The organism is Arthrobacter pascens, from assembly GCF_030815585.1.
In the GTDB taxonomy this organism is placed as follows: domain Bacteria; phylum Actinomycetota; class Actinomycetes; order Actinomycetales; family Micrococcaceae; genus Arthrobacter; species Arthrobacter pascens_A.
Genome location: NZ_JAUSWY010000001.1, coordinates 1,665,760 through 1,690,534, shown reverse-complemented (window position 1 = coordinate 1,690,534; position 24,775 = coordinate 1,665,760). Strand labels below are relative to the sequence as shown.

Here is a 24,775-nt window from a genome sequence, read left to right as displayed (position 1 = left end):
GCCGGGACATTCAGCGTGCGCGGCGCGCCTTCGCCTCGGCATCTGCCCACGCCCGCTGGGCCGGGGTCAGGGAGGAGCTTCCCGGCCCGGTGGTGGCCACCGCGGCACCGCTGCCCGCGCGCCAGGCGTGCGTGATGGCCAGCGCCAGGGCGTCGGCGGCATCGGCCGGGCGTGGCGGTGCGTCCAGCCTGAGGATCTTGGTGACGAGTTTGGTCACCGCATCCTTGTTGGAGGTTCCGCTGCCGGTGACGGCTGCCTTGACTTCCGACGGCGTGTGCAGCGCCACCGGGATCCCGCGCCGGGCCGCTGCTGCAATCACCACGCCGGACGCCTGCGCCACCCCCATCACGGTGCTGACATTGAGTTGCGAGAAAACGCGCTCCACGGCGAGGACGTGGGGTTCGTAGCGGTCCAGCCAGTCATCGATGGCGAGGGCGATCACCAGGAGCCTCTGGTCCAGGGTCTCCTCCGGGGACGTACCGACCACGCCCACAGCAACCATGGTGGCCCGCCTGTTGCGCTCGACGTCGACAACCCCGATGCCGCAACGGGTAAGCCCCGGGTCAACCCCCAGTACGCGCAGCGTCACCGTCCCGCAGCCGCCCTATTCCGCAAGGCGGAAGATCACTCGGCTTCCAGGGCGGCCTGGACTTCGTCACTGAGGTCCGCATTGCTGTAGACGTTCTGGACGTCGTCGAGGTCTTCCAGCGCGTCCACGAGCTTCATGAATTTCTTGGCGGCATCCAGGTCCAGCGGCACCTCCATGGAGGGCACGAACTCAGCTTCGTCGGTGTCGTACTCGATCCCGGCTTCCTTGAGTGCCTCGCGGATGGCCTGGAGATCGGTCGGCTCCGAGTGGATCTCGAAGGTGTCGCCGTTGTCCTTGACTTCCTCGGCTCCGGCGTCGAGGACGGCCATCAGCACGTCGTCCTCGGTCAGGTCCTTCTTGGGCAGTGACACAACACCCTTGCGGCTGAAGAGGTAGCTCACCGAACCGGGATCGGCGATGGTTCCGCCGTTGCGGGAGATGGCCAGGCGCACTTCCGAAGCGGCACGGTTCTTGTTGTCCGTGAGGCATTCGATGAGGAGCGCCGAACCCTGCGGTCCGCGGCATTCGTACATGATTTCGGTGTAGTCGACCACTTCACCGGTGAGGCCGGCCCCGCGCTTGATGGCGCGGTCAATGTTGTCTGCGGGGACCGAGGTCTTCTTGGCCTTGGTGACGGCGAGTTCGAGGCTCGGGTTGCCGGAAAGGTCCGGTCCGCCCATGCGGGCAGCGACTTCGATGTTCTTGATCAGCTTGGCGAACGATTTGGCGCGGCGGCTATCGAGGATGGCTTTCTTATGCTTCGTCGTTGCCCATTTGGAGTGGCCTGACATGCTTTACGCTTCTCCTCTGATCATTCGGATAAAAAGTTCGTGTACGCGTTTTTCCCCAGTCACTTCCGGGTGGAAGGAGGTGGCCAGCAGATGGCCTGAACGCACTGCAACAATTCTAGCCGTCCCCGGCAGCGTCGCGGCGTGGGACGCGTGGGCCGGGTCTGCGGGTTCCACCTGGGCCAGGACCTCCACGCCGGGTCCCACGCGTTCCACCCACGGTCCACGGATGAATACGGCGTGGACGGGTGCAACTCCGGCGTCAGTGGCACTGAAGTCCAGGCCCTTGAAATCAAGGTCGGTCTCGAAGGACTCACGCTGGCGCCCGAAGGCGTTGCGGCGCACGGTGATGTCCAGGCCGCCGAAGGTCTGCTGCGGTTCGCCGGCGAGGTCGGTGGCGGGATCTGCGATCTCGTCCGCCAGCAGGATCATGCCCGCGCAGGATCCGTACACGGGCAGCCCGTCCTTGATACGGCTCCGCAGCGGCTCGGCAAGGTCAAAGGCGCGTGCCAGCTTGTCGATGGCGGTGGATTCACCACCGGGGACGATGAGCCCGTCCAGTCCCTGAAGTTCCGCAGGCCGGCGGATCCCGACGCCGGCGGCACCGGCAGCCTCCACAGCCCGGAGGTGCTCGCGGAAGTCTCCCTGGAGCGCAAGGACGCCGATCCGCAGACCCGAGCCCACACGTGCAGGAGCTTCCGAAGGGGGGTTTGTCATCCATTCAGCATAATGCGCCCGCCGGGCGCTCTCTTCCCCCAAGGGCGCCCGGGGGCCGGGTTCCATGCCGCAGCTGGGATATATTACAGAGCATGCTTTACTTCAGTGTTCCCCTCGGCAAGCTGGTCCGCCGGGTGTCCCGGCTCAGGGGCGGCGGGTCCGCCCTGCCCGGGCTGGTGGTCGAAAAAATCGACCCTGGCTTTATGCAGCGGACTCTCGCCACCCTCCCCCACGGCGTTGCAGTGGTGAGCGGAACCAACGGCAAGACCACTACCACCAAGATGGTGGTAGAACTCCTGGAGAGCCAGGGGCTGAAGGTCTTCACCAACCGCACCGGCAGCAATTTCACCCGCGGCGTGGCAGCGGCCCTGCTCGGCGAGGTGGACTGGCGCGGCCGGCTCAGTGCGGACGTTGCCGTCCTGGAGTTGGACGAAGCCCACGCCGTGCACTTTGTGAACAGCGTTCCGCCGCGTTACAGCCTCCTACTGAACGTGCTGCGCGACCAGCTTGACCGTTTCGGGGAGATTGACAACACAGCCCAGCTGCTGCAGCAGATTGCGGCAAAAACCACGGGAACGGTGGTGCTGAACCGGGAAGACCCGCGGGTGGCCCGCATCGCGGACACCCTCGCCGGACAGGAAGTCCGGTATTTCGGCCTGGACGACTCCCTCCTGAGCACCTTCCCGAACGATGACGACATGCGGGCTGCACCCGGGAGCCCGGTTCCGGCCAACCTCCCGGAAAAGCCGCCGGCCGACGTCGTCCTCCGCAGGGTCGGGCCGGACACGGCCGATTTTGAGTACGACGGCGTCACTGTCACCACGGCGATGAAGCTCCGCGGTGTCTACAACATCTTTAATGCCGCGGCAGCGCTGACGCTCGCCCGCAGCATCTGCGGCGGTGGCGCCGCAACTGCCGACCACGCCACGCTGCTCACCGCGCTGTCCCAGGTGGCACCGGCCTTCGGCCGGGGCGAAAGCCTCACCGTGGACGGTCAGCCGCTGGACCTGGTCCTGGTGAAGAACCCCAGCGGCTTCCGGCTTGGCCTGAAGTCGTTCCCGGCGAGCGGCTATGCCACGATGATTGCAATTAACGACAACTACGCCGACGGCCGGGACATGTCCTGGCTGTGGGATGTGGAATTCGATTCGCTCCGCAGCGGCGGCGTGGACCAGCTGACCGGTTCCCGCGCCTATGACATGGCCCTGCGCCTGCAGTACGACGAGGTCCGGATCGGCGCGGTCCAGCCCGACATCACCACGGCATTGGCCGCCTTCATCCGTGAGTCAAAGGCCAAGCCCAAGCGGATCTTCTGCACTTACACCGCCATGCTGGCCATCCGCCGCGAGCTGTCCAAAATCACCACAGTGGAGGTGGTCTCATGACCGCGGAACCAACGGGCGCAGAGCCAACTGGTACGGAGACAACGGGCAGCAAGGGCACAATCCGGGTCGTGCAGCTTTATCCGCGCGACATGAACATCTACGGCGACTGGGGTAACGCCCTGGTTCTCAAGCGGCGCATTGGTTGGCACGGGTATACCCCGGAGCTGCTGGAATACAACGTCGGAGACGAATTTCCGGCGGATGTGGACATCATTCTGGGCGGCGGCGGGCAGGACAGCGGCCAGTTGGTCATCCAGGATGACCTGCATTCACGGGCAGGCAACCTCACGGAGCTGGCGGAGGATGGCGCCCCCATGCTGGTCATCTGCGGCCTTTACCAGCTTTTCGGACGGTTCTTCAAGACCCGCACGGGCTCCGTGATTCCCGGCATCGGCATCCTGGACGTCGAAACGCACGGCACGGACGAACGGCTCATCGGGAACGTCAAGGTGGCAACGGCAGAATTCGGCGAGGTGCTCGGCTACGAGAACCACAGCGGACAGACCACCCTGGGCAGCGGCGTCCGGCCGTTGGGGACCGTGGCCAAAGGAACAGGCAACAACAGCAGCGACGGCCATGAGGGCGCGCGCTTCCGCAATATAGTGGCCAGCTACCTGCACGGTTCGCTCCTCCCGAAGAACCCCGCCATCGCCGATTTCCTGATCAGGACCGCCGCCGAACGCAAGTACGGCACCTTTGTCCCCGGCACCCCGGACGACCACTATGCCGCACTTGCCAGGGAACACGCTGCCCGCCGACCGCGCTGAACACCCGGCCGCGCTGAAACCCCGGCCGCGCTGAACACCCGGCCGCGCTGAACACCCGGCCGCGCTGAACCGGGCGTGGACGGCGGAGTTCAGCGTTCCTGGGTAATCAGGAGTTCATGTGCGCCTGCGGCGGCCGCGCCCATCGAGTCCACCACCGTTGCGGTCCTCAGCCTGGTGGCGGCGTCGGCCTCGGGGGTGGCACAGGTGCCCTGCGGTGCATCCGAAGCAACGGAGCACCAGCGGTAGGGCCCGTCGACAATCACCGATGGAACCCACGCCAGGTCGGAGGCCGCCCACTTACCCGTCGCGTCCTGGCTGAACTGAGCCCGGACCAGCAGCCCTTCGTTGTTGACCACATACCACGGCGACAGTTCAGTGACCCCGTTGCCCAGCCCGTAAACGATCCAGGTGCCCTTGTAATTCTCGATCGGCAGCACGGAATGGGTGTGGTGTCCGTAGACCAAGGTGAATTGGCCGCTGTCCACCAGGGCGTGGGCCACTTCCTGCTGCTGGGCGTTGGCTGCGCTCGCGTACTCATCCCCGGCGTGCATGGCTCCCAGCACAATGTCCGCGCCCAGCGCCCGCGCCTTTTCAGCCTTCGCGATCATTGTTGGCGCATCCAGCATGTCTACCTGCCAAGGGTATTCAGGGTATTGGCCGTTGAGGCCGTAGGTCCCCTGGATGATCGCGATCTTGGCCGCTTTTGTCTGCAGCACGAGAATGCCCTGGGACTCCGCTTCGGTGCGGTAGGAACCAGTATGTTTCAGCCCTGCAGCGTCCAGCGCATCCAGGGTTCGCAGCAAGCCGTCCGTGCTCCGGTCGATGGTGTGGTTGCTGGCGGTGGTGCAGGCTTGGTAGCCCACGTCCTTGGAGGCTGCGATGATCTGGGGCGGGACGTTGAAGGACGGGTACGCTGAAAACGGTCCGTCAGGTCCGGCCACCGGCGTTTCCTGATGGCAGATGGCCAGGTCGCTGGCTTGGATGTATTTGCGCTGGCCCTCCAGGAGCGGCACGAAGTCCAGCCCCGGTTTGCCAGCCGCGGCGGCGTCCTCACGGGCCTGCTGCCAGAGTTGAGTGTGTATCAGCATGTCGCCGGTGACCAGCACAGAGGTGCAGCGCAGCGAGGGACACGCAGGTCCGGCTCCCGGCGTCGGCGTCGGGGTGGGTGAGGGGGTAACCGACGCCGAGGGGACTGGCTGGCCTGCAGAGGATCCGGCATTGGACCCCGCGGACGTTGTGGGCGCATTCTGCTCGGCCACCAGGCCGCAGCCGGCAAGGGCCGCCGCGAGAATGGCGGCGGACAGTGCCACACCGGTCCGGACTGCAGCAACGCCAAATTTCTTCCCCATAAGCGCAAGTGTAGGTTTGGAATTTCGGGAAGGCGCGCATTTGGTGCGTTGAGAAGCAAGCCCGCGTGTGAAAGCTTTACTTCATGACTAACCCCCTGCTGACTTCCAGCGCCCTGCCCTACGGTCTGCCGCCTTTTGCCGAGATCACCGCCTCCCACTATGCGGAGGCAGTCCAAGCCGGTCTTGCCGAACACCTTGCTGAAATCCAGGGCATCGTGGACAACCCCGAGCCAGCTTCGTTTGAGAATACAGCGGTGGCGATGGAGCAGGCAGGACGGCTGCTGGAGCGGGCCAGTGCCTCCTTTTTCACCCTCGTTTCAGCAGATGCCTCCGATGAGATCCGGCACCTTGAAACTGAACTGTCGCCGCATATTGCAGCACACCAGGATGATGTGTACCTCAACCGCGGACTCTTCAACCGTTTCGCCTCCATTGATACGGCCGGCTGCGGGCCGGAATCGGCGCGGCTGGTGGAGGAGTACCTGAAGGAGTTCCGGCAGTCGGGGATCCAGTTGGCAGGAGCGGACCAGGACCGGCTGAAGGCTGTGAACGCCGAGCTGTCCCGGCTCGGCACCGAGTTTGGCCAGCGGGTGAAGGAGGCCATGAAATCTGCAGCCCTGCTGCTGGACAGCGAGGGCGACCTCGCCGGCCTGCCGGCGGATGACATTGCCAGCGCCGCGGAAGCAGCCCGCACGGCGGGACACGAAGGCAAATTTCTGCTGACCCTGATCCAGCCAAGCAACCAGCCCGCCATGGCCGCCCTCGAAAACCGGGAGATCCGCCGTCGGCTGTTTGAAGCCTCCGTCAGCCGAGGAAGCGACGGGGGCAGGCAGGATGTCCTGGAATTAGTCAGGTCCATGGCAGGTCTGCGGGCCGAAAAAGCCACGCTCCTGGGCTTCGCGAACTATGCCGAACTGGAGGTGGACCGGCAGACGGCTCCCGACTTTGAAGCCGTCCAGACGATGCTGAACCGGTTGGCACCGGCCGCCGTCCGCAACGCGGACGCCGAAGCGGCGGCGTTGGGGGAGATTGCCGGACACCCGCTGGAGGCTTGGGACTGGGCGTTCTACTCGGCCAAGGTCCGGAGGGAGAAATACGCCGTTGATGAGCAGGCACTCCGTCCCTACTTTGAGCTGGACCGCGTGCTTCAGGACGGGGTGTTCCATACCGCCACCTCCCTGTATGGCATCACTTTCCATGAACGGACGGACCTTCGCGGCTACCACCCTGACGTCCGTGTCTGGGAGGTCCGGAACGAAGACGGCAGTGGGCTCGGCCTGTTCCTTGGCGACTACTACACGAGGGAGTCCAAGCGCGGCGGCGCATGGATGAACTCGCTGGTTGAACAGTCCGGCCTTCTCGGCACCAAATCCGTGGTCGTCAACAACCTGAATATTTCCAAGCCTCCGGCAGGTGAGCCCACACTCCTGACGCTGGATGAGCTGCGCACAACCTTCCACGAGTTCGGCCACGCCCTGCACGGGCTGTTTTCCAACGTGACATATCCCCGGTTTTCCGGGACGTCGGTCCCCCGCGACTTTGTGGAGTATCCGTCGCAGGTCAACGAGATGTGGATCCTGTGGCCTGAGGTGCTGGCCAACTACGCCCGGCACTATGCCACCGGCGAACAGCTCCCGCAGGATGTGGTGGACAAGCTGAATGAGTCCCGGCTCTGGGGCGAAGGCTTTGGTACAGCGGAATACCTAGGCGCCGCCCTGCTGGACCTCGCATGGCACGTGCTGGACGGCACTGACGTCCCGGAGGATGTGGTGGCGTTCGAGGCCAAGTCCCTCGCTGCCGCCGGAGTGGCCCATGCCCTGATTCCGCCGCGGTACCGCACCGGGTATTTCCAGCACATCTTTGCCGGGGACGGCTACGCTGCAGGCTACTACTCCTACATTTGGAGTGAGGTCCTGGATGCAGAAACCGTGGACTGGTTCAGCGAGAACGGCGGTATGACCCGCGGCAACGGCGAACGGTTCCGGCAGGAACTGCTGTCTCGCGGCAACAGCCGGGATCCGCTCGAGTCCTTCCGCGTCCTGCGCGGACGCGATGCGCGGCTGGAGCCGCTGCTCAAGCGCCGCGGCCTCGAGTAACTCCACTCCCGACAGAAAAGAACGACGGCGGCGAGTCACCCGGCAAAGGTGACTCGCCGCCGTCGCGGTTTGTTGCTCGGAGGCAGGTACTGGTCCGGCAGCTTGCGTAAAAGGGGCCCTGCGTCCCCGCTCGCCGCGAAGCGGCCTTAGCGGGACGTGGGGAATAGCAAGCAGAGGATCAGTACCTGCCGTCAGGCAGAGGACTACCAGCCGCGCTCGGCGAGGCGGTGGGGCTGCGGGATTTCGTCCACGTTGATGCCCACCATGGCTTCGCCCAGGCCGCGGGAGGCCTTGGCGATGACGTCCGGGTCATCGAAGAAGGTGGTGGCCTTCACGACGGCGGCGGCGCGCTGGGCGGGGTTGCCGGACTTGAAGATGCCGGAGCCGACGAACACGCCGTCGGCGCCGAGCTGCATCATCATCGCCGCATCAGCCGGGGTGGCGATGCCGCCTGCGGTGAACAGCACCACAGGAAGCTTGCCGGTGGCGGCGATTTCCTTGACCAGTTCGTACGGGGCCTGCAGTTCCTTGGCGGCGACGTAGAGCTCGTCCTCGGGCAGAGCCGCGAGCTTGAGGATCTCGGCGCGGATCTGGCGCATGTGGGTGGTGGCGTTGGAAACGTCCCCGGTGCCGGCCTCGCCCTTGGACCGGATCATGGCCGCGCCCTCGTTGATGCGGCGCAGGGCCTCACCCAGGTTGGTGGCACCGCACACGAACGGAACCGTGAAGTTCCACTTGTCGATGTGGTTGGTGTAGTCGGCCGGGGTCAGGACCTCGGACTCGTCAATGTAGTCCACGCCCAGGGACTGCAGGATCTGGGCTTCGACAAAGTGGCCGATCCGGGCCTTGGCCATGACCGGCACCGACACGGCGTCGATAATCTTGTCGATCATGTCCGGATCGGACATCCGGGACACGCCGCCCTGGGCACGGATATCGGCCGGAACGCGTTCCAGCGCCATCACGGCAACGGCACCGGCGTCTTCGGCGATGCGGGCCTGTTCGACATTGACGACGTCCATGATGACGCCGCCCTTGAGCATCTCAGCCATGCCGCGCTTAACGCGGCTGCTGCCCGTGACGCTGTTCGCGGACGAACCGGCTTCGCTGCTTACATCAGGTGTAGACACAAAAACCCCTATGGGTAGATAGATGACCTTCGCCGGGCGTGAGGGCGGCACGGAAATGCCGAAAAATACACGCACCGGATTGCCGGATCCATTGACCGGGCAGTCCTAATACTAGTCCCACCACGGCCAGCCGGCTTAATCAGGCTTAATCAGGTGCCGCGGTGTCCGCCAAGGCCTGGCGGCGGACTACCAGCACCCGCTGGACCACCGTGACCAGGCTGGCCGCGGCCAACAGCCCGAGCGTCACGAGCAGGGCAATGTGGGGCAGCCCCAGTCCCGTGAATCCGGTGACCACCAGCACTGAGACGAGTCTTTCGGCGCGCTCAGCTATGCCCACATTTGCCGTGAAGCCCAGGGATTCAGCCTTGGCACGGGTGTAGGACACCACCATGCCCAGGACGAGGCAGATTATCGCAGCAATTGCGATGGCGAAATCTGCGCCGCCGGTGAAGAACCAGATGGCAAGCCCCGCAAACAGCGCGCCATCGGCCACCCGGTCCAGCGTGGAATCCAGGAAGTTCCCCCAACGTCCACCGGTGTCCCGCATCCTTGCCATGATGCCGTCCAGCACGTCGGAAAAGATGAAGGCTGTGATGAAGAGCGTTCCCCACCACAGCTGGCCGAGCGGGTAGAAGACCAGCGCCCCGGCCACCACTCCGGCCGTTCCGATGATGGTGACGGCGTCGGGCGAAATACCGATTTTCAGAAGCCAGCGGGCAAGCGGAGTAAACAGCGCGGTGAAAAAGCCGCGCGCATGCCTATTCAGCATCCGTCTCCCCGGGCCAGGCCTGGGCGACCTGCTGGCGGACCTCATCAAGTGTCTGCGTTATGGCCTTGGTCTGGGCAATGATGGGGAAGAAGTTCCCGTCCCCGCCCCACCGCGGAACGATGTGCTGGTGCAGGTGCGCTGCGATGCCTGCCCCGCCCACCACGCCCTGGTTCATGCCGAGGTTGAAGCCGCCCGGGTTCGCTACCTTGCGCAGGACCTTCATGGCCGTCTGCGTGACCTCCGAGAACTCGGCGGTCTCCTCCAGCGTGAGGTCCGTGTAGTCGGGAACGTGCCGGTAGGGGCAGACCAGCAGGTGGCCCGGGTTATAGGGAAACAGGTTGAGCACCACGTAGCAGGTCCTCCCCCGGTAGACGATGAGCGCTTCTTCGTCAGTCCGGCCCGGGCCGAGACAGAACGGGCAGTCGTTTTCGTTCTTGAACTGGTGCTGGCCGCCCTTGATGTAGGCCATCCGGTGCGGAGTCCACAGGCGCTGGAATGCATCCGGAACGCCCGCGAGATCAAAGTCGTCGGTCACGCCGGCATCACGTGGATATCCTGCGCCTGTGTTCTCCTGCACCGTGTCTGTTTCCGTTTCCGCTAGCTGGTCCGGTTACGGACGGCTTCCGTGATCCGCTTGACGGCCTCGGCCACCGGCACACCGTTGTCCTGGCTGCCGTCGCGGAACCGGAAGGACACCGCTCCGGCCTCGGCGTCGTCGCCGCCGGCGATCAGGACAAACGGGATCTTGTCCTTGCTGGCCGTGCGGATCTTCTTGGGGAACCTGTCCGAGGAAGTATCAACCTCGGCGCGGATCCCCGCCGCCTTGAGCTGGTCAACGACGTCGAACATGTAGTCGTTAAACGTTTCGGCAACCGGGATGCCCACTACCTGCACCGGGGCAAGCCAGGCCGGGAAGGCGCCGGCGTAGTGCTCGGTGAGCACACCCATGAACCGCTCGATCGAGCCGAACAGTGCACGGTGGATCATCACGGGACGCTGGCGGGTGCCATCAGCCGCCTGGAACTCCAGTTCGAACCGCTCCGGGAGGTTGAAGTCCAGCTGGATGGTGGACATCTGCCAGGTGCGGCCCAGTGCGTCCTTGGCCTGCACAGAGATCTTCGGTCCGTAGAAGGCGGCTCCACCCGGATCCGGGACAAGTTCCAGTCCGGATTCGTGCGCCACCTCGGCGAGGGTATTGGTGGCCTCTTCCCAGGCGGCGTCGTCACCGACGGATTTCTCCGGATCCTTGGTGGACAGTTCCAGGTAGAAGTCGTTCAGGCCGTAGTCCTGGAGCAGGCCGAGGACGAAGTTCAGGGTTTTGGTGAGCTCGTCCTTCATCTGCTCGCGGGTGCAGTAGATGTGGGCATCGTCCTGGGTCATGCCGCGGACCCGGGTCAGCCCGTGGACTACGCCGGACTTTTCGTACCGGTAGACGGAGCCGAATTCGAAGAGGCGCAGAGGGAGTTCACGGTAAGAGCGTCCGCGGGCACGGAAGATCAGGTTGTGCATGGGGCAGTTCATCGGCTTCAGGTAGTAGTCCTGGCCGGGCTTGCGGACGGTGCCGTCCTCGTTGAGTTCCGCGTCCACGTGCATCGCGGGGAACATACCGTCCTTGTACCAGTCCAGGTGCCCGGAGACTTCGTACAGGTGGCCCTTGGTGATGTGCGGCGTATAGACGAATTCGTACCCGGCGTCGACGTGCCGCTGGCGGGAGTAGTCCTCCATCTCCTTGCGGATGATGCCGCCCTTGGGATGGAACACCGGCAGTCCCGAACCGAGCTCGTCCGGGAACGAGAACAGGTCAAGTTCGGCGCCAAGCTTGCGGTGGTCCCGCCGTTCGGCCTCGGCGAGGCGTTCCTGGTAGGCCTTGAGCTCATCCTTGGTTGGCCACGCAGTTCCGTAGATGCGCTGCAGCTGCTGGTTCTTCTGGTTGCCCAGCCAGTACGCAGCTGAGGAACGGGTCAGCGCGAAGGCATTGGAGATGAGCTTGGTGTTGGGCAGGTGCGGGCCGCGGCAGAGGTCGCACCAGACGCTGTCACCGCTCTTCCGGTCCACGTTGTCGTAGATGGTGATGTCGCCGGCGCCGACCTCGACGTTGACTCCTTCGCCTGCTTCGGCGGCGTCGTTCTTCTTGCCCAGCAGTTCCAGCTTGTAGGGCTCGTCCTTCATCGCCTCGCGGGCCTCGTCCTCGCTGACCACGCGGCGGACGAACTTCTGGTTTTGGTTGATGATCTTGAGCATCATCTTTTCGAGGGTTTTAAGGTCCTCGGGCGTGAACGGTGCCGAGACGTCGAAGTCGAAGTAGAAGCCGTCCGTGATGTACGGGCCGATGCCAAGCTTGGCGTCCGGGCGCAGCTGCTGCACTGCCTGGGCCATCACGTGGGCGGTGGAGTGGCGGAGCACGTTCAGGCCATCGGGCGAACCGATGGTGACAGCCTGGATCTCGGAGCCTTCGGGCAGCTCCTGGTCCAGGTCCTTCAGCTCGCCGTCGACGCGGGCGGCAACAACGTCCCGGCGCTCAAAGTAGAGTTCCGCACCGGTTGTCCCGGTAGTCACCTTGGTCTCTTCGCCATCGACGACGAGGGTGATCTGCTGGGCATCTGACACGGGTGTCTCCTATTCAAAGTTAAGGCTTCATAGCTTGTGGCATACGGGGACCACAGCCAGCCATCGTCAATGCTATCGGTTTCCTGAGAGGCCGACCAACGGGACCCGCAACCCTGCATGGCCGGTTTGGGCGGCGAAGAGGGGCTTAGCCGCCCATTCCGGTAATGGCCAGGCTCCGGCTGATCCCATCCAGCGGATGCGGCACATCTGCCGTCTCGGTCCGGGACTCCGGGAACGGCAACGTTTCCACGCGGCTCAGGTCCCAGGCCATGTTGGCGCTCAGGCTAATGCCCCTGGGTCCGGTCCGCCGGGTGGTGCCACGGATCAGCAGCAGCCGGGTGCCGAACAGCAACAGCCCTGCCTGCTCCTGGGCTTCATGGAAGAAGACGGAATCGATGCAGCCGGTGCCGTCGTCGATGCTGATGAACACCACCCGCCGGCCTCCGCGCATGGGAGGGGTCTGGGTGGCAATGCGCACACCAGCAACCAGCACCTCGGTGCCGTTGCGCAAGCCCAGGAGTTTGTCCGCCGTGGTGACGCCGAGCCTGTCCAGCATGGGCCGGTGGCTGTCCATCAGATGCCCGCTGACATCAATGGCCATCAGGTCAAGTTCCGCCCGGACGTTGTCCACCAGGGTAGGCGCGGGAAGGCCTGGTTTGACGTTGCGGAGTTCCACGTCCCCCAGCGGCAAGGCCAACTGCCCCTCCATGACCTCGGTGCCCTTCCGGGTGCTTTTCGTGGCCTGGAGTCTTTGCAGGTGCTGGACGAGGTCTGCCCGGTTGGCGCTGCCGCCTGAATCAAGGTGCAGGGAATCAAAGGCACCCAACTGGGCCAGCCTCTTGATGCTTGGCTTGCTCAGCCTGGACCGTGCCCGGAGATCCGCCAGGGAGTCGTAGGGCTGGCCGGCCACAATGCGTTTGAGCTCGGCAGCGGACATGCCGTAGATCCCGTTCAGGCTCAGCCTGATCCCCAGCTTGCCACTGTCCTGTCCTTCCGTGACCCGCTCCACCCGGTATTCTGCCTGGCTGCGGTTGATGTCCAGCGGCAGGATAGGGATGCCCAGCCTGCGGGCCTCCGCCACCAGGAGCCGCTTGGGATACATGCCGGGATCGTGCTCCCACAACCCGGCGAGGAAAGCCTCCGGGTGGTGCGCCTTGAGCCAGGCCGACTGGTAGGTGGGCACTGCAAACGCAGCCCCATGTGCTTTGCAGAAACCAAAACTTCCAAAGGCCTTCAGCGTCTCCCAGACCTTGTCCACCACAACAGGCGTGTAGCCCTTGGCCCGGGCCTCCTTGCGGAAGAACTCCTCCACTTTCGGCTCGAGTGCCTCATTGCCCAGCGCGCGGCGGAATTCGTCCGCCCGAGCCAGGCCGCAGCCTGTCATGACATTGAAGGTCTTCAGGATCTGTTCATGGAAAACGGTGACCCCATGCGTTTCCTGCAGCACCGGTTTCAGGTCCGGGTGCGGGTAGACCTCCGGGGCGAAACCGTGCCGGTGCTCAAGGAACGGCCGCACCATATCCGACTTCATGGGTCCCGGCCGGAACAGCGAAATATCAATGATGAGGTCATTGAAATCACGGGGGGCCATCTTGCCGACCAGCTCACGCTGGCCTGGGGACTCGATCTGGAAACAGCCAAGGGTGTGGGTGCTGCGGATGAGTTCATACGTTGGTTCATCATCAAGCGGCACCGCATTGAGGTTGATGTGGCCGTTCTCGGCGATGTAGTCCGGCCCGGTGCCCTCGGGACCTGCAGGATGGGCTCCTGCAGCCACCACCTCCGCTTTGGAGGGGTGGATCCTGATCACCTCCCGGACGGCAAAGGCCATGGCGCTCTGCATCCGGACCCCCAGGACATCGAGCTTGAGCATGCCCATGGGATCCATGTCGTGTTTGTCGAACTGGCTCATGGGCAGCCCCAGTCCGCTGGGCTGGACAGGGGTCCGGTCCAGCAGGGTTGCATCGCCCAGGATCACTCCGCAGGGGTGCATGGAGATGTGCCGTGGCAGCCGGTCCAGCCGCTCCGTGAGGTCCACCAGCAGGTCAAGCTGCTGGTTTTCGGCGAGCCCCCGCTGTTCCACGCGCCCGGCGAATTCCCGCAGTTCAGGTTTCTCCACCAGTGCCTCACGGAACTTACGGGCTGAAAACCGCCACAGCTGCTTGGCAATCTCCCCCACATCGCCGTCGTCCATGCCCAGCGCCATCCCGGCATCCCGGACAGCGCCGCGGGCCCGGTAGCCGTTCTGCATGCTCATGAGCGTTACACGCTCGGAGCCGAAACGGTCAAAGATCTTCCGGTAGACGTTGTGCCGTTCAGCACTTTCGACGTCGATGTCGATGTCCGGCAACGTGGCCCGGTCACGGGAAAGGAAGCGTTCAAAGATCAGGTCATGCTGCAGCGGGTTCACCTGGCTGACATCGATCAGGTAGTTGACCAGGCTGGATGCCCCGGAACCGCGGGCCGCCGCCCTGACCCCCATGTCCAGGATCATCCTGGAGACCTCTGCGACGGTGAGGAAGTAGGAGGAGAATCCGAGGTTCAGGATGATCCCCAACTCGTGCTCCAGCCGCGAGCGCATCTCCTTTTCGGCGGCACCGGAGATTCCAGGGAACCGCCTGCCGATCCCGGCCTCACAACGCTGGAGCAGCTCAACGTGCGGATCCTGGTCTATGCCGATGACTGAAGCCTCCGGGACCACCGGCTGTTTCCAGCCCATGTCCGTCACCGGGTCCATCCGACAGAGATCGGCGAGCGCCTCGGTCTGGGCCATCAGCTGCTTGAGGTCCGCCGCGCCGTATCCTGCGGCGCGGATGATTTCCCTGCCCAGCTGGAGCATCTGGCCGGATGATTTCAGCCAGCCCTGGCCATTGGGCTGCAGCAGGGGTTCGGCGGCCAGTTCCGGGAGGGACTTCAGTGTCCGGGCCGAATCCAGCACGTCCGCCGTGGCGGCGCCGTCCTCGGCGCAATAGCGTACAGCGTTGGTAAGCACTGCCGGAACCTGGTGTTCTTCTGCGAGTTTGAGCATCCGCACAGCATGGGCTGTACTCAACGGAGTGCCGGGTGCGCTGAGCTGTGAGACAACTTCAGCAACCACGGTTCCCGCCGGCATGGTTTCCACCCAGCGTTTAAAAAGGGTGCGGGGGCGCAGGTAGCGCCGGCCGCCTATGGCCCGTCCGACGTCGGAATCAGGTCCGATCAGGACCGTCAGTACCGGTTTGAGGGTCCGTGGATCCAGGGTCCGGGATGCGAGTTCTGCACGGGTGACTGCCACGGGCACCGCTCCCCCGGCTTTGCCGGAGGTGCGGGCGTGGGCATCCGAGACCAGCCGGCACAGGGCACGGTAACCGGCCCCTTTGTTGTTTCCGCGGGCGAGCACCACCACACGGCCGCCGAGCTGGGTGCGGTGATCGCCGTCGTCGTCAAAGACCGCAAGGTCAACCCCGACAACGGGATCGATGCCGGCAGCCTTGCATGCTTTGAGGTGTTTGACGGTGCCGTACAGCCCGTCCCTGTCCGTGCAGGCGAGCGCCGTGGCACCATCCGCGGCAGCGACCTGGGCGAGCTCGTCGGGCCACGACACGCCGTAATGCGCGCTGAAAGCGGTGGAAACGTGGAGATGGGTAAAAGTCATGCGGTTCTGGGCTGGAGCGCGTCATGGATCCGCAGCAGCCGCCAGCGGCCGCTGCCGATGTGCCGGGTCAGGTCAAGGGTGAGCGGCTCTTCCGGTGACTGACTGCCTGTGGACCCGGCGCCGCCCGAAGCCCGGGAGCTGTCTGAGGCCAGGACCTGGACCCGCCAGATTTCGTGGTCCACCAGGCCGGGCCCGCTGCCCAGGGGCGCGCGGCTTTCCTCCGCCCACCACTGCCGGCGTTCGTACCACCGCACAGGTTCGGCGCAGACCGTGTACCACCGCCCTGCCCACTGAAGCTTCAACGGCTGGCCGGCAGCGGTGCAGACGACATCCACGGATTCGCTGAACATGCCCATGGGGCCTCCCGGAACAAAACTGAAAACTGTGGCTGAAACACTGGCCACATCACTTGTTGTTCGAATACATATTCGAACAACTCAAGTCTACGCCGGTGCCCGGACAAAACCTAGGCAGGGGTGGACGGACGGGGCGCCAGGGAGCAGGATTGTGCCATGACCACCAATGACGCACTCCTTAAGCACGTAAGCATCAAGGCCCAGGACTCCACACTCGTGGCCACCTTCGATATCGACGGCAACATACCGGGATCAGGTGCGTATGTGGTGGGGCTTGTGGCGGCCACCCCTGACTATTCATCACAAAGACGGCTGGGTATTGAGTTCATGAACGGGGAGGCGATCGCCTTCTACGCGTTCAGCCATGAACAGGGCACCGAAGAAAACTACGATCTCAGCGGAGTCACGCACTCCGGCAGCAGCATTACAGGGAACTTTCCCCTTGCCGCCATCCATGGGCTGGGCAAGGGGCACGTGATGTCAGCCTTCAGCGAGGCTGACGGCCGGGAATTCCAGTCCGGCGTCGCCGTCGAGGAAGCGCTCTAAGGGAACAGCGCCGAACGAACGGCGTCAGCTGTTCTCTTTGTGGACCTTCAGCTCGAGTTCAATGAAGCCCGAGATCATGGCCCGGTAGGTTGATTCCACAATGTCGGGATCGATGTCCTTTTTTTCGGCAGCCGACCGGACGTGTTCAATGATCCGTTCCACCCGGCCGGGCGCGCGGACTTCAGCGTCGTCACCCTTCAGGGTTCCGGCGATCCGGATCAGCCGTTCCCGCCGGGCAATAAGGGTCACGATCTGATCGTCCACCTCATCGACAGCAATGCGCACAGCAGCGAGCTGCTCTTTGTCGGCCAAAGCGTCTTTGTCGTTTCCTTGAATTGTCGCCATCACATGACAATATCGAAGCATGCAGCCAAGAGTCGACCTCATCTCGCTAGGTGTACGCAGCGTCGCCGATTCCCGCCGCTTCTATGCGGAGGGACTCGGCTGGCCCGTCCACAAGGAATTTCCGGGTGACGTGGTGTTTGTCCAGGTCAACCACGGCCTGATGCTGTCCCTCTGGGACGCCGGGCAGATGCAGGCAGAGGCGGGAGTCGGCGCTCCCGGCGCGGTTCCCTGCATCACCCTGAGCCACAACCTGGCCAGCGCCGACGAGGTGGACAGAGTCATGGCCGAGGCCAAAGCCGCCGGCGCGGTCATCGTCGCGGAGCCGGTCACCCAGCCCTGGGGTGGGTACAGCGGCTATTTTGCCGATCCGGACGGCTTCCGCTGGGAGGTTGCCTACAATCCCACCTGGACAGTGGACGACGCCGGGAAGGTCACCGTTTAGCTGCCCGTTTCAGTTCCGGCCCCCTAGAACAACGCCTCCACGGGCCTGATGAGTTCCGGGGAGTTGTTGCGGACGTTCCCCACCTCCGTGCCCACGGAATCAACGCGCCACCCCGCGGCAACGTCCTTGACCCCTGCCCGGACCAGGTCCACCAGGCCGGCGGCGTCATCGGCCTGCGGATCAAGCCAGGATTCCATCGTGGCCCTGTCCATGGGCAGCGGCACACGGTCGTGCAGGGCCGTGAGCCTGCCGAACACCGTGGATTCAGCCCCGGGAGGTGGAGTGTCCGCTGTCAGGATGGAAGTGGAGAGCATCCAGTGCCCTGGGTCCCCCTCAGCCTTGGAGGGGTCCTTCCACCATTCGTAGAGCCCGGCGAACACCAGCCCGCTGCCCTGGGCGGGGTGGACGTAGTAAGGCTGTTTGGCTTTGCCGGTGCCTTGCTTCCATTCGTAGTACCCGTCGGCGGGGACGGCGCAGCGCCGCGATTGGATGGCCTTCCGGAATGCCGGCTTTTCGAGCACTGTCTCGCTCCGGGCATTGATCATTTTCGGTCCGATGCCGGGATCCTTGGCCCAGGACGGAACCAGTCCCCAGCGGGCCACATGCAGCTGCCGCACGGTCCCCTCGTCAATCAGCCGCTCCAGGACAATGGGCACGTCGTCGGTGGGCGCAACGTTCCAGGACGGCGGAATGTCCACCTCTTCTTCGAGTCGGGCATCGAACTCAGCCAGCAGGTCCCCCACTGCCCGTGCCATCACATAGCGTCCACACATGGCTCCAGCATGCCACCGCGCTCCGGCGGTGTCATCCGGCAGCGCCATCCGCTGCGTCATCCGCCGACGGGTGCAGGCATGGGCGCCGGGGAATAGCAACCGGCAGGATACCGTTGATGGGAACGAACCCCCTCAACGCTTAGGAGAGCTCCGTGGACTTTACCCCCGAATCCGGTACCATCACCATGTTTTCCACCACCTGGTGCGGATACTGCAACCGGCTGAAGAAGCAGCTGGACGCGCAGGGCATCGGCTACACGGAAATAAACATCGAGGAAGTCGATGGAACCGCGGACCTTGTGGAGCAGCTCAACGGCGGGAATCGCACCGTCCCCACCGTGCTTTTCCCCGACGGCACAGCCGCCACCAACCCCTCCGCCGCCGAGGTCAAGAGCCGCCTGGCTGCATAACACAGCTGAATAGCTGATGTGATAGACAGAACGGGACCGGCATTCGTGTCAGTCCCGTTCTGTCTATCTGCATCGAGGGAGCCTTCCGTGGTCCATAAAGTCAAAGGTGTTGTTGCCCGCTCCAAGGGCGCCCCAGTCACGCTGGAGACCATAATGGTGCCGGATCCGGGGCCGGGCGAGGCGCTGGTTGACGTGCTCACCAGCGGCGTCTGCCACACAGACCTGCACTACAAGCTGGGCGGCATCAGCGACGATTTTCCCTTCCTGCTCGGACACGAGGCAACAGGCGTGGTCAGCGCCGTGGGCCCGGATGTCACCGAGGTGGCCCCCGGCGACCGCGTTGTGCTGAACTGGCGCGCCGTCTGCGGAACGTGCCGCGCCTGCAGCCGCGGTGAGGCCCAGTATTGCTTCAACACGCATAACGCCACCCAGAAGATGACGCTGGAGGACGGCACGGAGCTGTCCCCCGCCCTGGGCATTGGTGCCTTTACCGAAAAGACCCTGGTGGCCGCGGGCCAGTGCACCAAAGTGGATCCCGACGCCGATGCTGCCGCCGTCGGGTTGCTCGGCTGCGGCGTGATGGCCGGGCTGGGTGCCGCGATCAACACGGGAGGTGTCAAGCGCGGTGACTCCGTCGCCGTCATCGGCTGCGGAGGCGTGGGCGTCGCCGCCATCGCCGGAGCTGCGCTCGCGGGCGCAACCACTATCATCGCCGTCGACATCGACCCGAAGAAGCTCGAACGTGCCCAGGAACTGGGCGCCACCCACACCGTTGATTCCTCGGAAGCGGACCCGGTGGAACAGATCCGGGAACTCACCGGCGGCTTCGGCGCTGACGTGGTGATTGACGCCGTCGGACGTCCCGAAACCTACAAGCAGGCGTTCTACGCGCGCGACCTCGCCGGCACGGTGGTCCTGGTGGGCGTCCCGACGCCGGAAATGACGCTGGAGCTTCCCCTCCTGGATGTGTTCGGCCGGGGCGGATCGCTGAAGTCCTCGTGGTACGGCGATTGCCTGCCCTCCAGGGACTTCCCGATGCTGATCAGCCTGTACCAGCAGGGAAAGCTGGACCTGGACGCCTTTGTGACCGAGCGGATCACCATCGACCAGGTGGAGGAAGCCTTCGACAAGATGCACTCCGGTTCGGTGCTGCGTTCGGTGGTGGAACTGTGACCGCGGCACCGGAAAGAGCGGGCGGCGCTCTGCGGATCGACCGCCTGGTCACCTCCGGGACGTTTTCGCTCGACGGCGGTACCTGGGATGTGGACAACAACGTCTGGATCGTGGGCAACGACGAGGAGTGCGTTGTCATCGACCCTGCGCACGACGCCGCGGCCGTGGCTGCTGCGGTGGGCGGCAGGAAGCTCAAAGCCATCCTTCTGACGCATGGCCACGACGACCACATCGGATCCGTCGGTGATTTCTGGGACCTGGTCCAGGCCCCCATCCACCTCAACCAGGCGGACTGGATGCTGTGGCGGAACCTCTACCCGGAGGTGGACCCGGACGCTGACATCAGCCATGGTGACGTCTTTGACGTTGCCGGATCCAAGCTTAAGGCGCTGCACACGCCCGGGCATTCACCGGGGTCCGTATGCTTTTACCTGCCTGGCAACGGGGCCACCGAAGGCACGGTCTTCACCGGTGACACCCTGTTCCGGGGCGGACCGGGAGCTACCGGCAGGTCCTTCAGCAGTTTCCCCACCATCATCGATTCGATCCGGACGTGGCTGCTGCCCCTTCCGCCCGGAACGGTGGTGCGCACGGGCCACGGGGATTCCACCACCATCGGGGCGGAGGCACCGCAGCTGGACGACTGGATCGCCAGGGGCCACTAAGCCTCCTGCTGCAGCCCTGCGCGGGTTATGCCTCTACTCGGTCAAAATAGCTGCTGAAATCGGCATGACGGAGAGAAGCGTAGCCCGCGTAGGTGGAGATCACCGAGTCCTCGATGGCCGTGACGTCCAGGCCCGGCACCAGATCGTTGACGGCCCCGGCAGTGGCCGGATCCCAGTCGAGGCCCAGGGCCTCATAGCTGTCAGTGAGCACACTGCGGATGGTCGCGGATTTCTCCACAACAATCACCGAGCTGAATAGCCAGCCCCCGGCCACAACACGCTGGGCCGTGCCAATCAGCTTGACGCTGTGCGCAGGGTCTTCCGGGTTTGTGCCGTGGACGCTGAATTCGCCGGGGCAGTACTCCCCGGGGAGTTCGCCGACCGCTGCCTGCACGCCCGCATTCTGCAGAGCCTGAGCCAGCAGTTCGCCGAAGAAATTGAACCGGCCCTTGGATCCGGCAATGGCGTCTGGATCTGGTTCCACATGGTCCACTACCAGTGTCCCCTCGTGGTAGGCGGCGGCACGTCCGCCGGCTTTGCGGACCAGGGGTTCGAAGCCATGGTTGCGGCAGGCCTGCGCAGCCGCCTCGAACCCTGGCAGGCGGGTGTCCCGTTGGCCGAAGGCCACCGTGGGTTCGGGACGGTACAGCCTCAGGGTGGGACCGATCCTGCCGGTCTTTGCCTGGGCCAGCACCTCAAGGCCGAATTCAAGGTCCCGCGCCGCACCCAGCGAATGCTCCTGCCGCACCACTGTAAGCGTCCGGAGTCCGGCCTCGGCGTCCCGCATATTGCTAAGCTCCCTTACCGTCATAATGCGATTCCAACAATCTAGGTTACGCCGTGATTTCCTGTCTCACGCACGAAGCGGCATCGCGTTCGCTGGACGCTTCAACGCCGCGGACCGTCAAATAGGTAGACTCAGGAACTGGTTCCACCTGACAATCCTCGGGAGAGGCACTCCACTGATACGAGTCATTAGCTACAACCTCCGCAAACACCAGGCGAGCGGGGAACTGGTTGATCTGGCCCGGGATTTCGAGATCGATGCCCTGTGCCTGCAGGAGTGCGATACGTCGGACCTGCCGGACACCGTGGGTCCGCTGCACCTTGCCGACGCGACCAGGGGCAACAGGCTGGGGCTGGCCATTTACTACCGCCAAGACCGTTTCACCGCTCACGGCACCAGGACGTTCGCCCTCAAGAAGTCCCTGCACGACATGGTCCTGGCACCTGCGCACGAGCGTCTTATCGGCACGCGCGTGCGGGATAACGAGACCGATCACGAGCTCGTCATCGCTTCGTTCCACGCCGCCCCGCTGACCGCAACCAACTCGCTGCGGCGCAACCAGATCCACGCGGCCCACGCTGAGCTGCTGGGCATGGGAACAGGCCTGATGACTCTGATGGTGGGGGACTTCAATTACCCGTTCTTTACCAAGAGCCTCACGGAACATGTGAAGAATTCCGGCTATGAGCTCTCGCTCAGTGATCGGAGGACCTATACCCGCTACAAGGTCTTCAAAGGCCACTTCGACTTCGCAACATCCCTGGGACTGAATATCGAGAAGGTCGAAACGTTGCCCCGTGGCGCTTCCGACCACCTGCCCATCCTGGTTTCCGCGGAATATGGCCAGGAATCCACACCCACCCAGGAGACCCCCTCCTCCTGACCACGGCAGCTTCGGAGGCCTTAGTGCGTGATTGGATCCAGAAGACCGTACCTGGCCTTGATGTGGCGCGCAGCTACCGGCGGTCGTGGCTCAAGGCGGATCTGCTCGCCGGAGCGGCGTTGAGCGCCGTCCTGATCCCGGCAGGGATGGCCTATGCCGAGGCCTCCGGGCTTCCGGCGGTGACGGGGCTGTACGCCTCCGTGGTGCCGATGATCTTCTACGCCGTGTTCGGGCCCTCACGGGTGGTCATCGTGGGGCCTGATTCGGCACTGGCCCCCGTCATTGCGGCCGCTTTACTCCCCCTGGCCGGAAGGGACCCGGCGCACGCGGTGGCCCTGGCCGGCGTTCTGGCCATCCTGATCGGTCTCTTCCTCATAGCCGGGCGGGTCTTCAGGCTGGGGTTTGTTACGGGGTTGCTCTCCAAGCCAATTCGCGTCGGCTACCTCAACGGTATCGCCCTGGCTGTCATCGTCAGCCAGCTTCCACGGCTGCTGGGAATTTCCATCGAGGCCGACTCCCTCACCGGGCGCCTCACGGCGACGGCCGACGTGGTATTCCAAGGCGGAATCAACCCAGTAGCACTGGCGTTCGGCGCTGGAACGCTGGGCATCATCATTGCCGGGCGCTTACTTCCCTGGAAGATCCCCAGTGTCCTGCTGGGCGTAGCTGCCTCAGTCGTCGGGGTGGCTGCGCTGGACTTGGCTGATGCTCTTCCGGTGGTGGGCGCACTGCCCGCGGGCCTCCCATCCCCCGCACTGGGCGGAGTCACTGTAGACGACGTCCTGTCACTCGTGGCACCGGCTGCAGGCATCGCGTTGATCGCCTTCGCCGACACGTCCACGCTCTCCAAAAGCCTCGCCGAGCGGCGCGGACTGAAGGCCAGCGGAAATGAAGAGATGGGCGGGCTGGGCATCGCCAATGTCGCCAGCGGACTGCTGGGCGGCTTTCCCGTGTGCGGGAGTTCCTCGCGCACCCCGATCGCCCTCGATGCCGGGGCACGCACCCAGCTCAGCGGCGTAGTGGCAGCCGTCCTCGTCATTCTCTTTATGGTCGCCGCGCCGGGGGTCACCGCCTTCCTCCCCACCGCCACCCTCGCTGCAGTCGTGATCGCGGCAGCGTCCTCGCTGGTTGATGTCAAAGCAGTCTTCCGACTCATCAGGATGAGCCGGACCGAGACCCTCCTCCTCGTCACCGCCTTCCTCGGCGTCGCATTTGTGGGGGTCCTGGAGGGCATTGCCGTGGCGATCGGACTGTCACTGATGGCCTTTGTCCGGCGAGCGTGGGATCCCTACCGCACGGAGCTCGCCAGTCTGGAGGATGTTCCTGGCTTTCACGATCTGGACAGGCATCCTGAAGGCAAGCGCATCGAGGGGCTCGTGATTGCACGATTTGATGCGCCGCTGTTTTTTGCGAACGGTGAAGTTTTCGCGGAGCACATCCGCGGCCTGGTGTCCGCCGCTCCCGGCCCGGTGAAGTGGGTCATTGTGGCTGCCGAGCCCATTACCGATCTCGACACGACAGCACTGGATGAGCTCGTCCACCTCGACGACGAATTGGCACAGAAGGGCATCAGCCTGGTGTTCGCCGAAATGAAGGGGCCGGTCAAGGACCGGCTGACCCGCTTCGGAGCTGGAGCGAGGTTCACCCCGGACCACTTCTTCCCGACCGTCCATAACGCCGTAAGGAGCTACAAAAAAGAGATCGGAATCGACTAACCTGCCGTTCCCGTGTCAGCCGCCTGTGCCGCCAGTCAGGACCTGCGCAGCGTAAGGATCTGCTCGGCTCGCCCGAAGGGTCCGCTGAGGTCGTGCAGGACCGTGGAGGTGAGGCCTATCCCGTCCGCTCCGAATGAGACCGCGTTGTCCAGTCCGAGCCATTCGCCTTGGGGCCTGCGGTGCATGTGGATCTGCAGGTCAAGGTTGGGGAACGCATAGCTGTCCTTGCCCGGCGGGACCCGGGCAGCAATGCCGTTGGCGGTATCCACCAGGCCAATCAGGCGGGCCAGGTCTCCACTGTCGGCCTTGTGGGTGAGCGGATGCTCGGTCCGCAGCCAGACCTTCCCTGCTCCGGGACGGTGGCCCTCCGCCATGCGCATCTCCAGGGAACGGATATAGCCGCCCGGCCAGACGCTGGCGGCGTCGTACGGTTTGCACTCATCGGGTGCCGGAATGGCGGCGTCCTCGACGGCGGCAACAGGGCTGGTATCGCTGGTGACCATGCGCCAGGCGGTGGCGCGGATGGCCACCCGGCAGTTGGCGACCAGTTCCGCCTGCAAGAGCTCGATGGTCCGTCCGGGCCTGAGGGTGGTGGTTTCAATGTGGAACTCACCACCGGGGATCAGGCCCAGGATCTCGTAGCTCAGCCGCGCCATCCGCATGTCACCGCGGGGCTCGTACCGTTCGAGGCAGTCTGCCATCAGGCCGGAGGCCGGCGCCATGTGTTGCTCGTGCTCATTCCAGGCCCCCTGGGCATGGATGGTGGAGCGGAAGCGGCCGCCGCCCAGCGACTGATAGTAGAAGTTGCCTTCGGCAAGTCCTGGCAGGTCTGTGGTCAACGTTGACCCT

24 protein-coding genes are annotated in these 24,775 nt (G+C 64.4%); 10 read left to right on the top strand and 14 right to left on the bottom strand.

Annotated features, from left to right (window positions below):
• Positions 1-10 precede the first annotated feature (10 nt).
• From ruvC to pdxT, 3 genes are read right to left on the bottom strand one after another with little or no spacing between them, the layout of a single operon-like run.
• Positions 11-589: a crossover junction endodeoxyribonuclease RuvC gene (ruvC, locus tag QFZ30_RS07945; protein ID WP_307075041.1), complete on the bottom strand. Its 579-nt coding sequence runs from the start codon at positions 587-589 to the stop codon at positions 11-13.
• Between the two features lie 35 nt (positions 590-624).
• Positions 625-1,380 carry a YebC/PmpR family DNA-binding transcriptional regulator gene (locus QFZ30_RS07940; protein WP_307075039.1) on the bottom strand — a complete coding sequence of 252 codons (756 nt, stop codon included), beginning with the start codon at positions 1,378-1,380 and terminating at the stop codon, positions 625-627.
• A gap of 3 nt (positions 1,381-1,383) precedes the next feature.
• Entirely contained in the window at positions 1,384-2,094 is a 711-nt protein-coding gene (pdxT, locus tag QFZ30_RS07935) for a pyridoxal 5'-phosphate synthase glutaminase subunit PdxT (protein ID WP_307075036.1), read from the bottom strand.
• A gap of 92 nt (positions 2,095-2,186) precedes the next feature.
• On the opposite strand from pdxT, the gene QFZ30_RS07930 reads away from it, so the two are divergent.
• Together QFZ30_RS07930 and QFZ30_RS07925 are read left to right on the top strand one after the other, a co-directional pair.
• On the top strand, positions 2,187-3,479 hold the full coding sequence (locus QFZ30_RS07930; protein WP_307075034.1) for a Mur ligase family protein: 1,293 nt from the start codon (positions 2,187-2,189) through the stop codon (positions 3,477-3,479).
• A complete protein-coding gene (locus QFZ30_RS07925) occupies positions 3,476-4,246 on the top strand; it encodes a type 1 glutamine amidotransferase (RefSeq protein WP_307075033.1) in 771 nt (256 codons plus the stop codon). The genes QFZ30_RS07930 and QFZ30_RS07925 overlap by 4 nt, the downstream gene beginning before the upstream one ends.
• An 89-nt stretch (positions 4,247-4,335) precedes the next feature.
• Here the strand turns inward: QFZ30_RS07925 and QFZ30_RS07920 are convergent, their stop codons facing one another.
• Entirely contained in the window at positions 4,336-5,595 is a 1,260-nt protein-coding gene (locus QFZ30_RS07920) for a CapA family protein (RefSeq protein ID WP_307075031.1), read from the bottom strand.
• Between the two features lie 83 nt (positions 5,596-5,678).
• On the opposite strand from QFZ30_RS07920, the gene QFZ30_RS07915 reads away from it, so the two are divergent.
• Positions 5,679-7,691 (top strand): M3 family metallopeptidase, encoded by a 2,013-nt coding sequence (locus QFZ30_RS07915; protein ID WP_307075029.1) that lies wholly within the window; start codon positions 5,679-5,681, stop codon positions 7,689-7,691.
• Positions 7,692-7,894: 203 nt separating this feature from the next.
• On the opposite strand, the gene pdxS is transcribed toward QFZ30_RS07915, so the two are convergent.
• From pdxS to QFZ30_RS07885, 6 genes are all read right to left on the bottom strand, one after another.
• On the bottom strand, positions 7,895-8,821 hold the full coding sequence (gene pdxS, locus QFZ30_RS07910; RefSeq protein WP_307075027.1) for a pyridoxal 5'-phosphate synthase lyase subunit PdxS: 927 nt from the start codon (positions 8,819-8,821) through the stop codon (positions 7,895-7,897).
• A 145-nt stretch (positions 8,822-8,966) separates the two neighbouring features.
• Positions 8,967-9,590: a phosphatidylinositol phosphate synthase gene (gene pgsA, locus QFZ30_RS07905; protein ID WP_307075026.1), complete on the bottom strand. Its 624-nt coding sequence runs from the start codon at positions 9,588-9,590 to the stop codon at positions 8,967-8,969.
• Positions 9,580-10,167, bottom strand: a complete 588-nt coding sequence (locus QFZ30_RS07900) for an HIT family protein (RefSeq protein ID WP_307075024.1) — start codon at positions 10,165-10,167, stop codon at positions 9,580-9,582. Before QFZ30_RS07900 ends, pgsA begins: the two co-directional genes overlap by 11 nt.
• A 20-nt stretch (positions 10,168-10,187) precedes the next feature.
• Positions 10,188-12,197, bottom strand: coding sequence for a threonine--tRNA ligase (gene thrS, locus QFZ30_RS07895; protein ID WP_307075022.1), 2,010 nt, complete (start codon positions 12,195-12,197; stop codon positions 10,188-10,190).
• Between the two features lie 145 nt (positions 12,198-12,342).
• Positions 12,343-15,831 (bottom strand): DNA polymerase III subunit alpha, encoded by a 3,489-nt coding sequence (locus QFZ30_RS07890; RefSeq protein ID WP_307075021.1) that lies wholly within the window; start codon positions 15,829-15,831, stop codon positions 12,343-12,345.
• Positions 15,828-16,187, bottom strand: a complete 360-nt coding sequence (locus QFZ30_RS07885; RefSeq protein WP_307075019.1) for a hypothetical protein — start codon at positions 16,185-16,187, stop codon at positions 15,828-15,830. Before QFZ30_RS07885 ends, QFZ30_RS07890 begins: the two co-directional genes overlap by 4 nt.
• A gap of 156 nt (positions 16,188-16,343) precedes the next feature.
• Here QFZ30_RS07885 and QFZ30_RS07880 point away from each other — a divergent pair, with 156 nt between their 5' ends.
• On the top strand, positions 16,344-16,733 hold the full coding sequence (locus tag QFZ30_RS07880; RefSeq protein WP_307075017.1) for a hypothetical protein: 390 nt from the start codon (positions 16,344-16,346) through the stop codon (positions 16,731-16,733).
• A gap of 24 nt (positions 16,734-16,757) precedes the next feature.
• Here the strand turns inward: QFZ30_RS07880 and QFZ30_RS07875 are convergent, their stop codons facing one another.
• Entirely contained in the window at positions 16,758-17,078 is a 321-nt protein-coding gene (locus tag QFZ30_RS07875) for a chorismate mutase (RefSeq protein ID WP_307075015.1), read from the bottom strand.
• Positions 17,079-17,097: 19 nt separating this feature from the next.
• Between QFZ30_RS07875 and QFZ30_RS07870 the strand changes: the two genes are divergently transcribed.
• A complete protein-coding gene (locus QFZ30_RS07870) occupies positions 17,098-17,520 on the top strand; it encodes a VOC family protein (RefSeq protein WP_307075013.1) in 423 nt (140 codons plus the stop codon).
• 23 nt (positions 17,521-17,543) lie between these two features.
• On the opposite strand, the gene QFZ30_RS07865 is transcribed toward QFZ30_RS07870, so the two are convergent.
• Entirely contained in the window at positions 17,544-18,293 is a 750-nt protein-coding gene (locus QFZ30_RS07865) for an SOS response-associated peptidase (RefSeq protein ID WP_307080137.1), read from the bottom strand.
• A gap of 152 nt (positions 18,294-18,445) precedes the next feature.
• Here QFZ30_RS07865 and QFZ30_RS07860 point away from each other — a divergent pair, with 152 nt between their 5' ends.
• The 3 genes from QFZ30_RS07860 to QFZ30_RS07850 all read left to right on the top strand — a co-directional run bounded on the left by QFZ30_RS07860 (position 18,446) and on the right by QFZ30_RS07850 (position 20,541).
• Entirely contained in the window at positions 18,446-18,703 is a 258-nt protein-coding gene (locus QFZ30_RS07860; protein ID WP_254678575.1) for a mycoredoxin, read from the top strand.
• A gap of 87 nt (positions 18,704-18,790) precedes the next feature.
• Positions 18,791-19,876, top strand: a complete 1,086-nt coding sequence (locus QFZ30_RS07855) for an S-(hydroxymethyl)mycothiol dehydrogenase (protein WP_307075011.1) — start codon at positions 18,791-18,793, stop codon at positions 19,874-19,876.
• Positions 19,873-20,541, top strand: a complete 669-nt coding sequence (locus tag QFZ30_RS07850; RefSeq protein WP_307075009.1) for an MBL fold metallo-hydrolase — start codon at positions 19,873-19,875, stop codon at positions 20,539-20,541. Before QFZ30_RS07855 ends, QFZ30_RS07850 begins: the two co-directional genes overlap by 4 nt.
• 25 nt (positions 20,542-20,566) lie before the next feature.
• Here the strand turns inward: QFZ30_RS07850 and QFZ30_RS07845 are convergent, their stop codons facing one another.
• Positions 20,567-21,352, bottom strand: a complete 786-nt coding sequence (locus QFZ30_RS07845; RefSeq protein WP_373462822.1) for a lipoate--protein ligase family protein — start codon at positions 21,350-21,352, stop codon at positions 20,567-20,569.
• Positions 21,353-21,506: 154 nt separating this feature from the next.
• On the opposite strand from QFZ30_RS07845, the gene QFZ30_RS07840 reads away from it, so the two are divergent.
• Positions 21,507-22,211 carry an endonuclease/exonuclease/phosphatase family protein gene (locus QFZ30_RS07840; protein ID WP_307080133.1) on the top strand — a complete coding sequence of 235 codons (705 nt, stop codon included), beginning with the start codon at positions 21,507-21,509 and terminating at the stop codon, positions 22,209-22,211.
• A gap of 23 nt (positions 22,212-22,234) precedes the next feature.
• Entirely contained in the window at positions 22,235-23,926 is a 1,692-nt protein-coding gene (locus QFZ30_RS07835) for a SulP family inorganic anion transporter (protein WP_307075006.1), read from the top strand.
• Positions 23,927-23,961: 35 nt separating this feature from the next.
• Here QFZ30_RS07835 and QFZ30_RS07830 read toward each other — a convergent pair whose 3' ends face one another.
• Entirely contained in the window at positions 23,962-24,765 is an 804-nt protein-coding gene (locus QFZ30_RS07830) for a thioesterase family protein (RefSeq protein WP_307075004.1), read from the bottom strand.
• Positions 24,766-24,775: the final 10 nt, after the last annotated feature.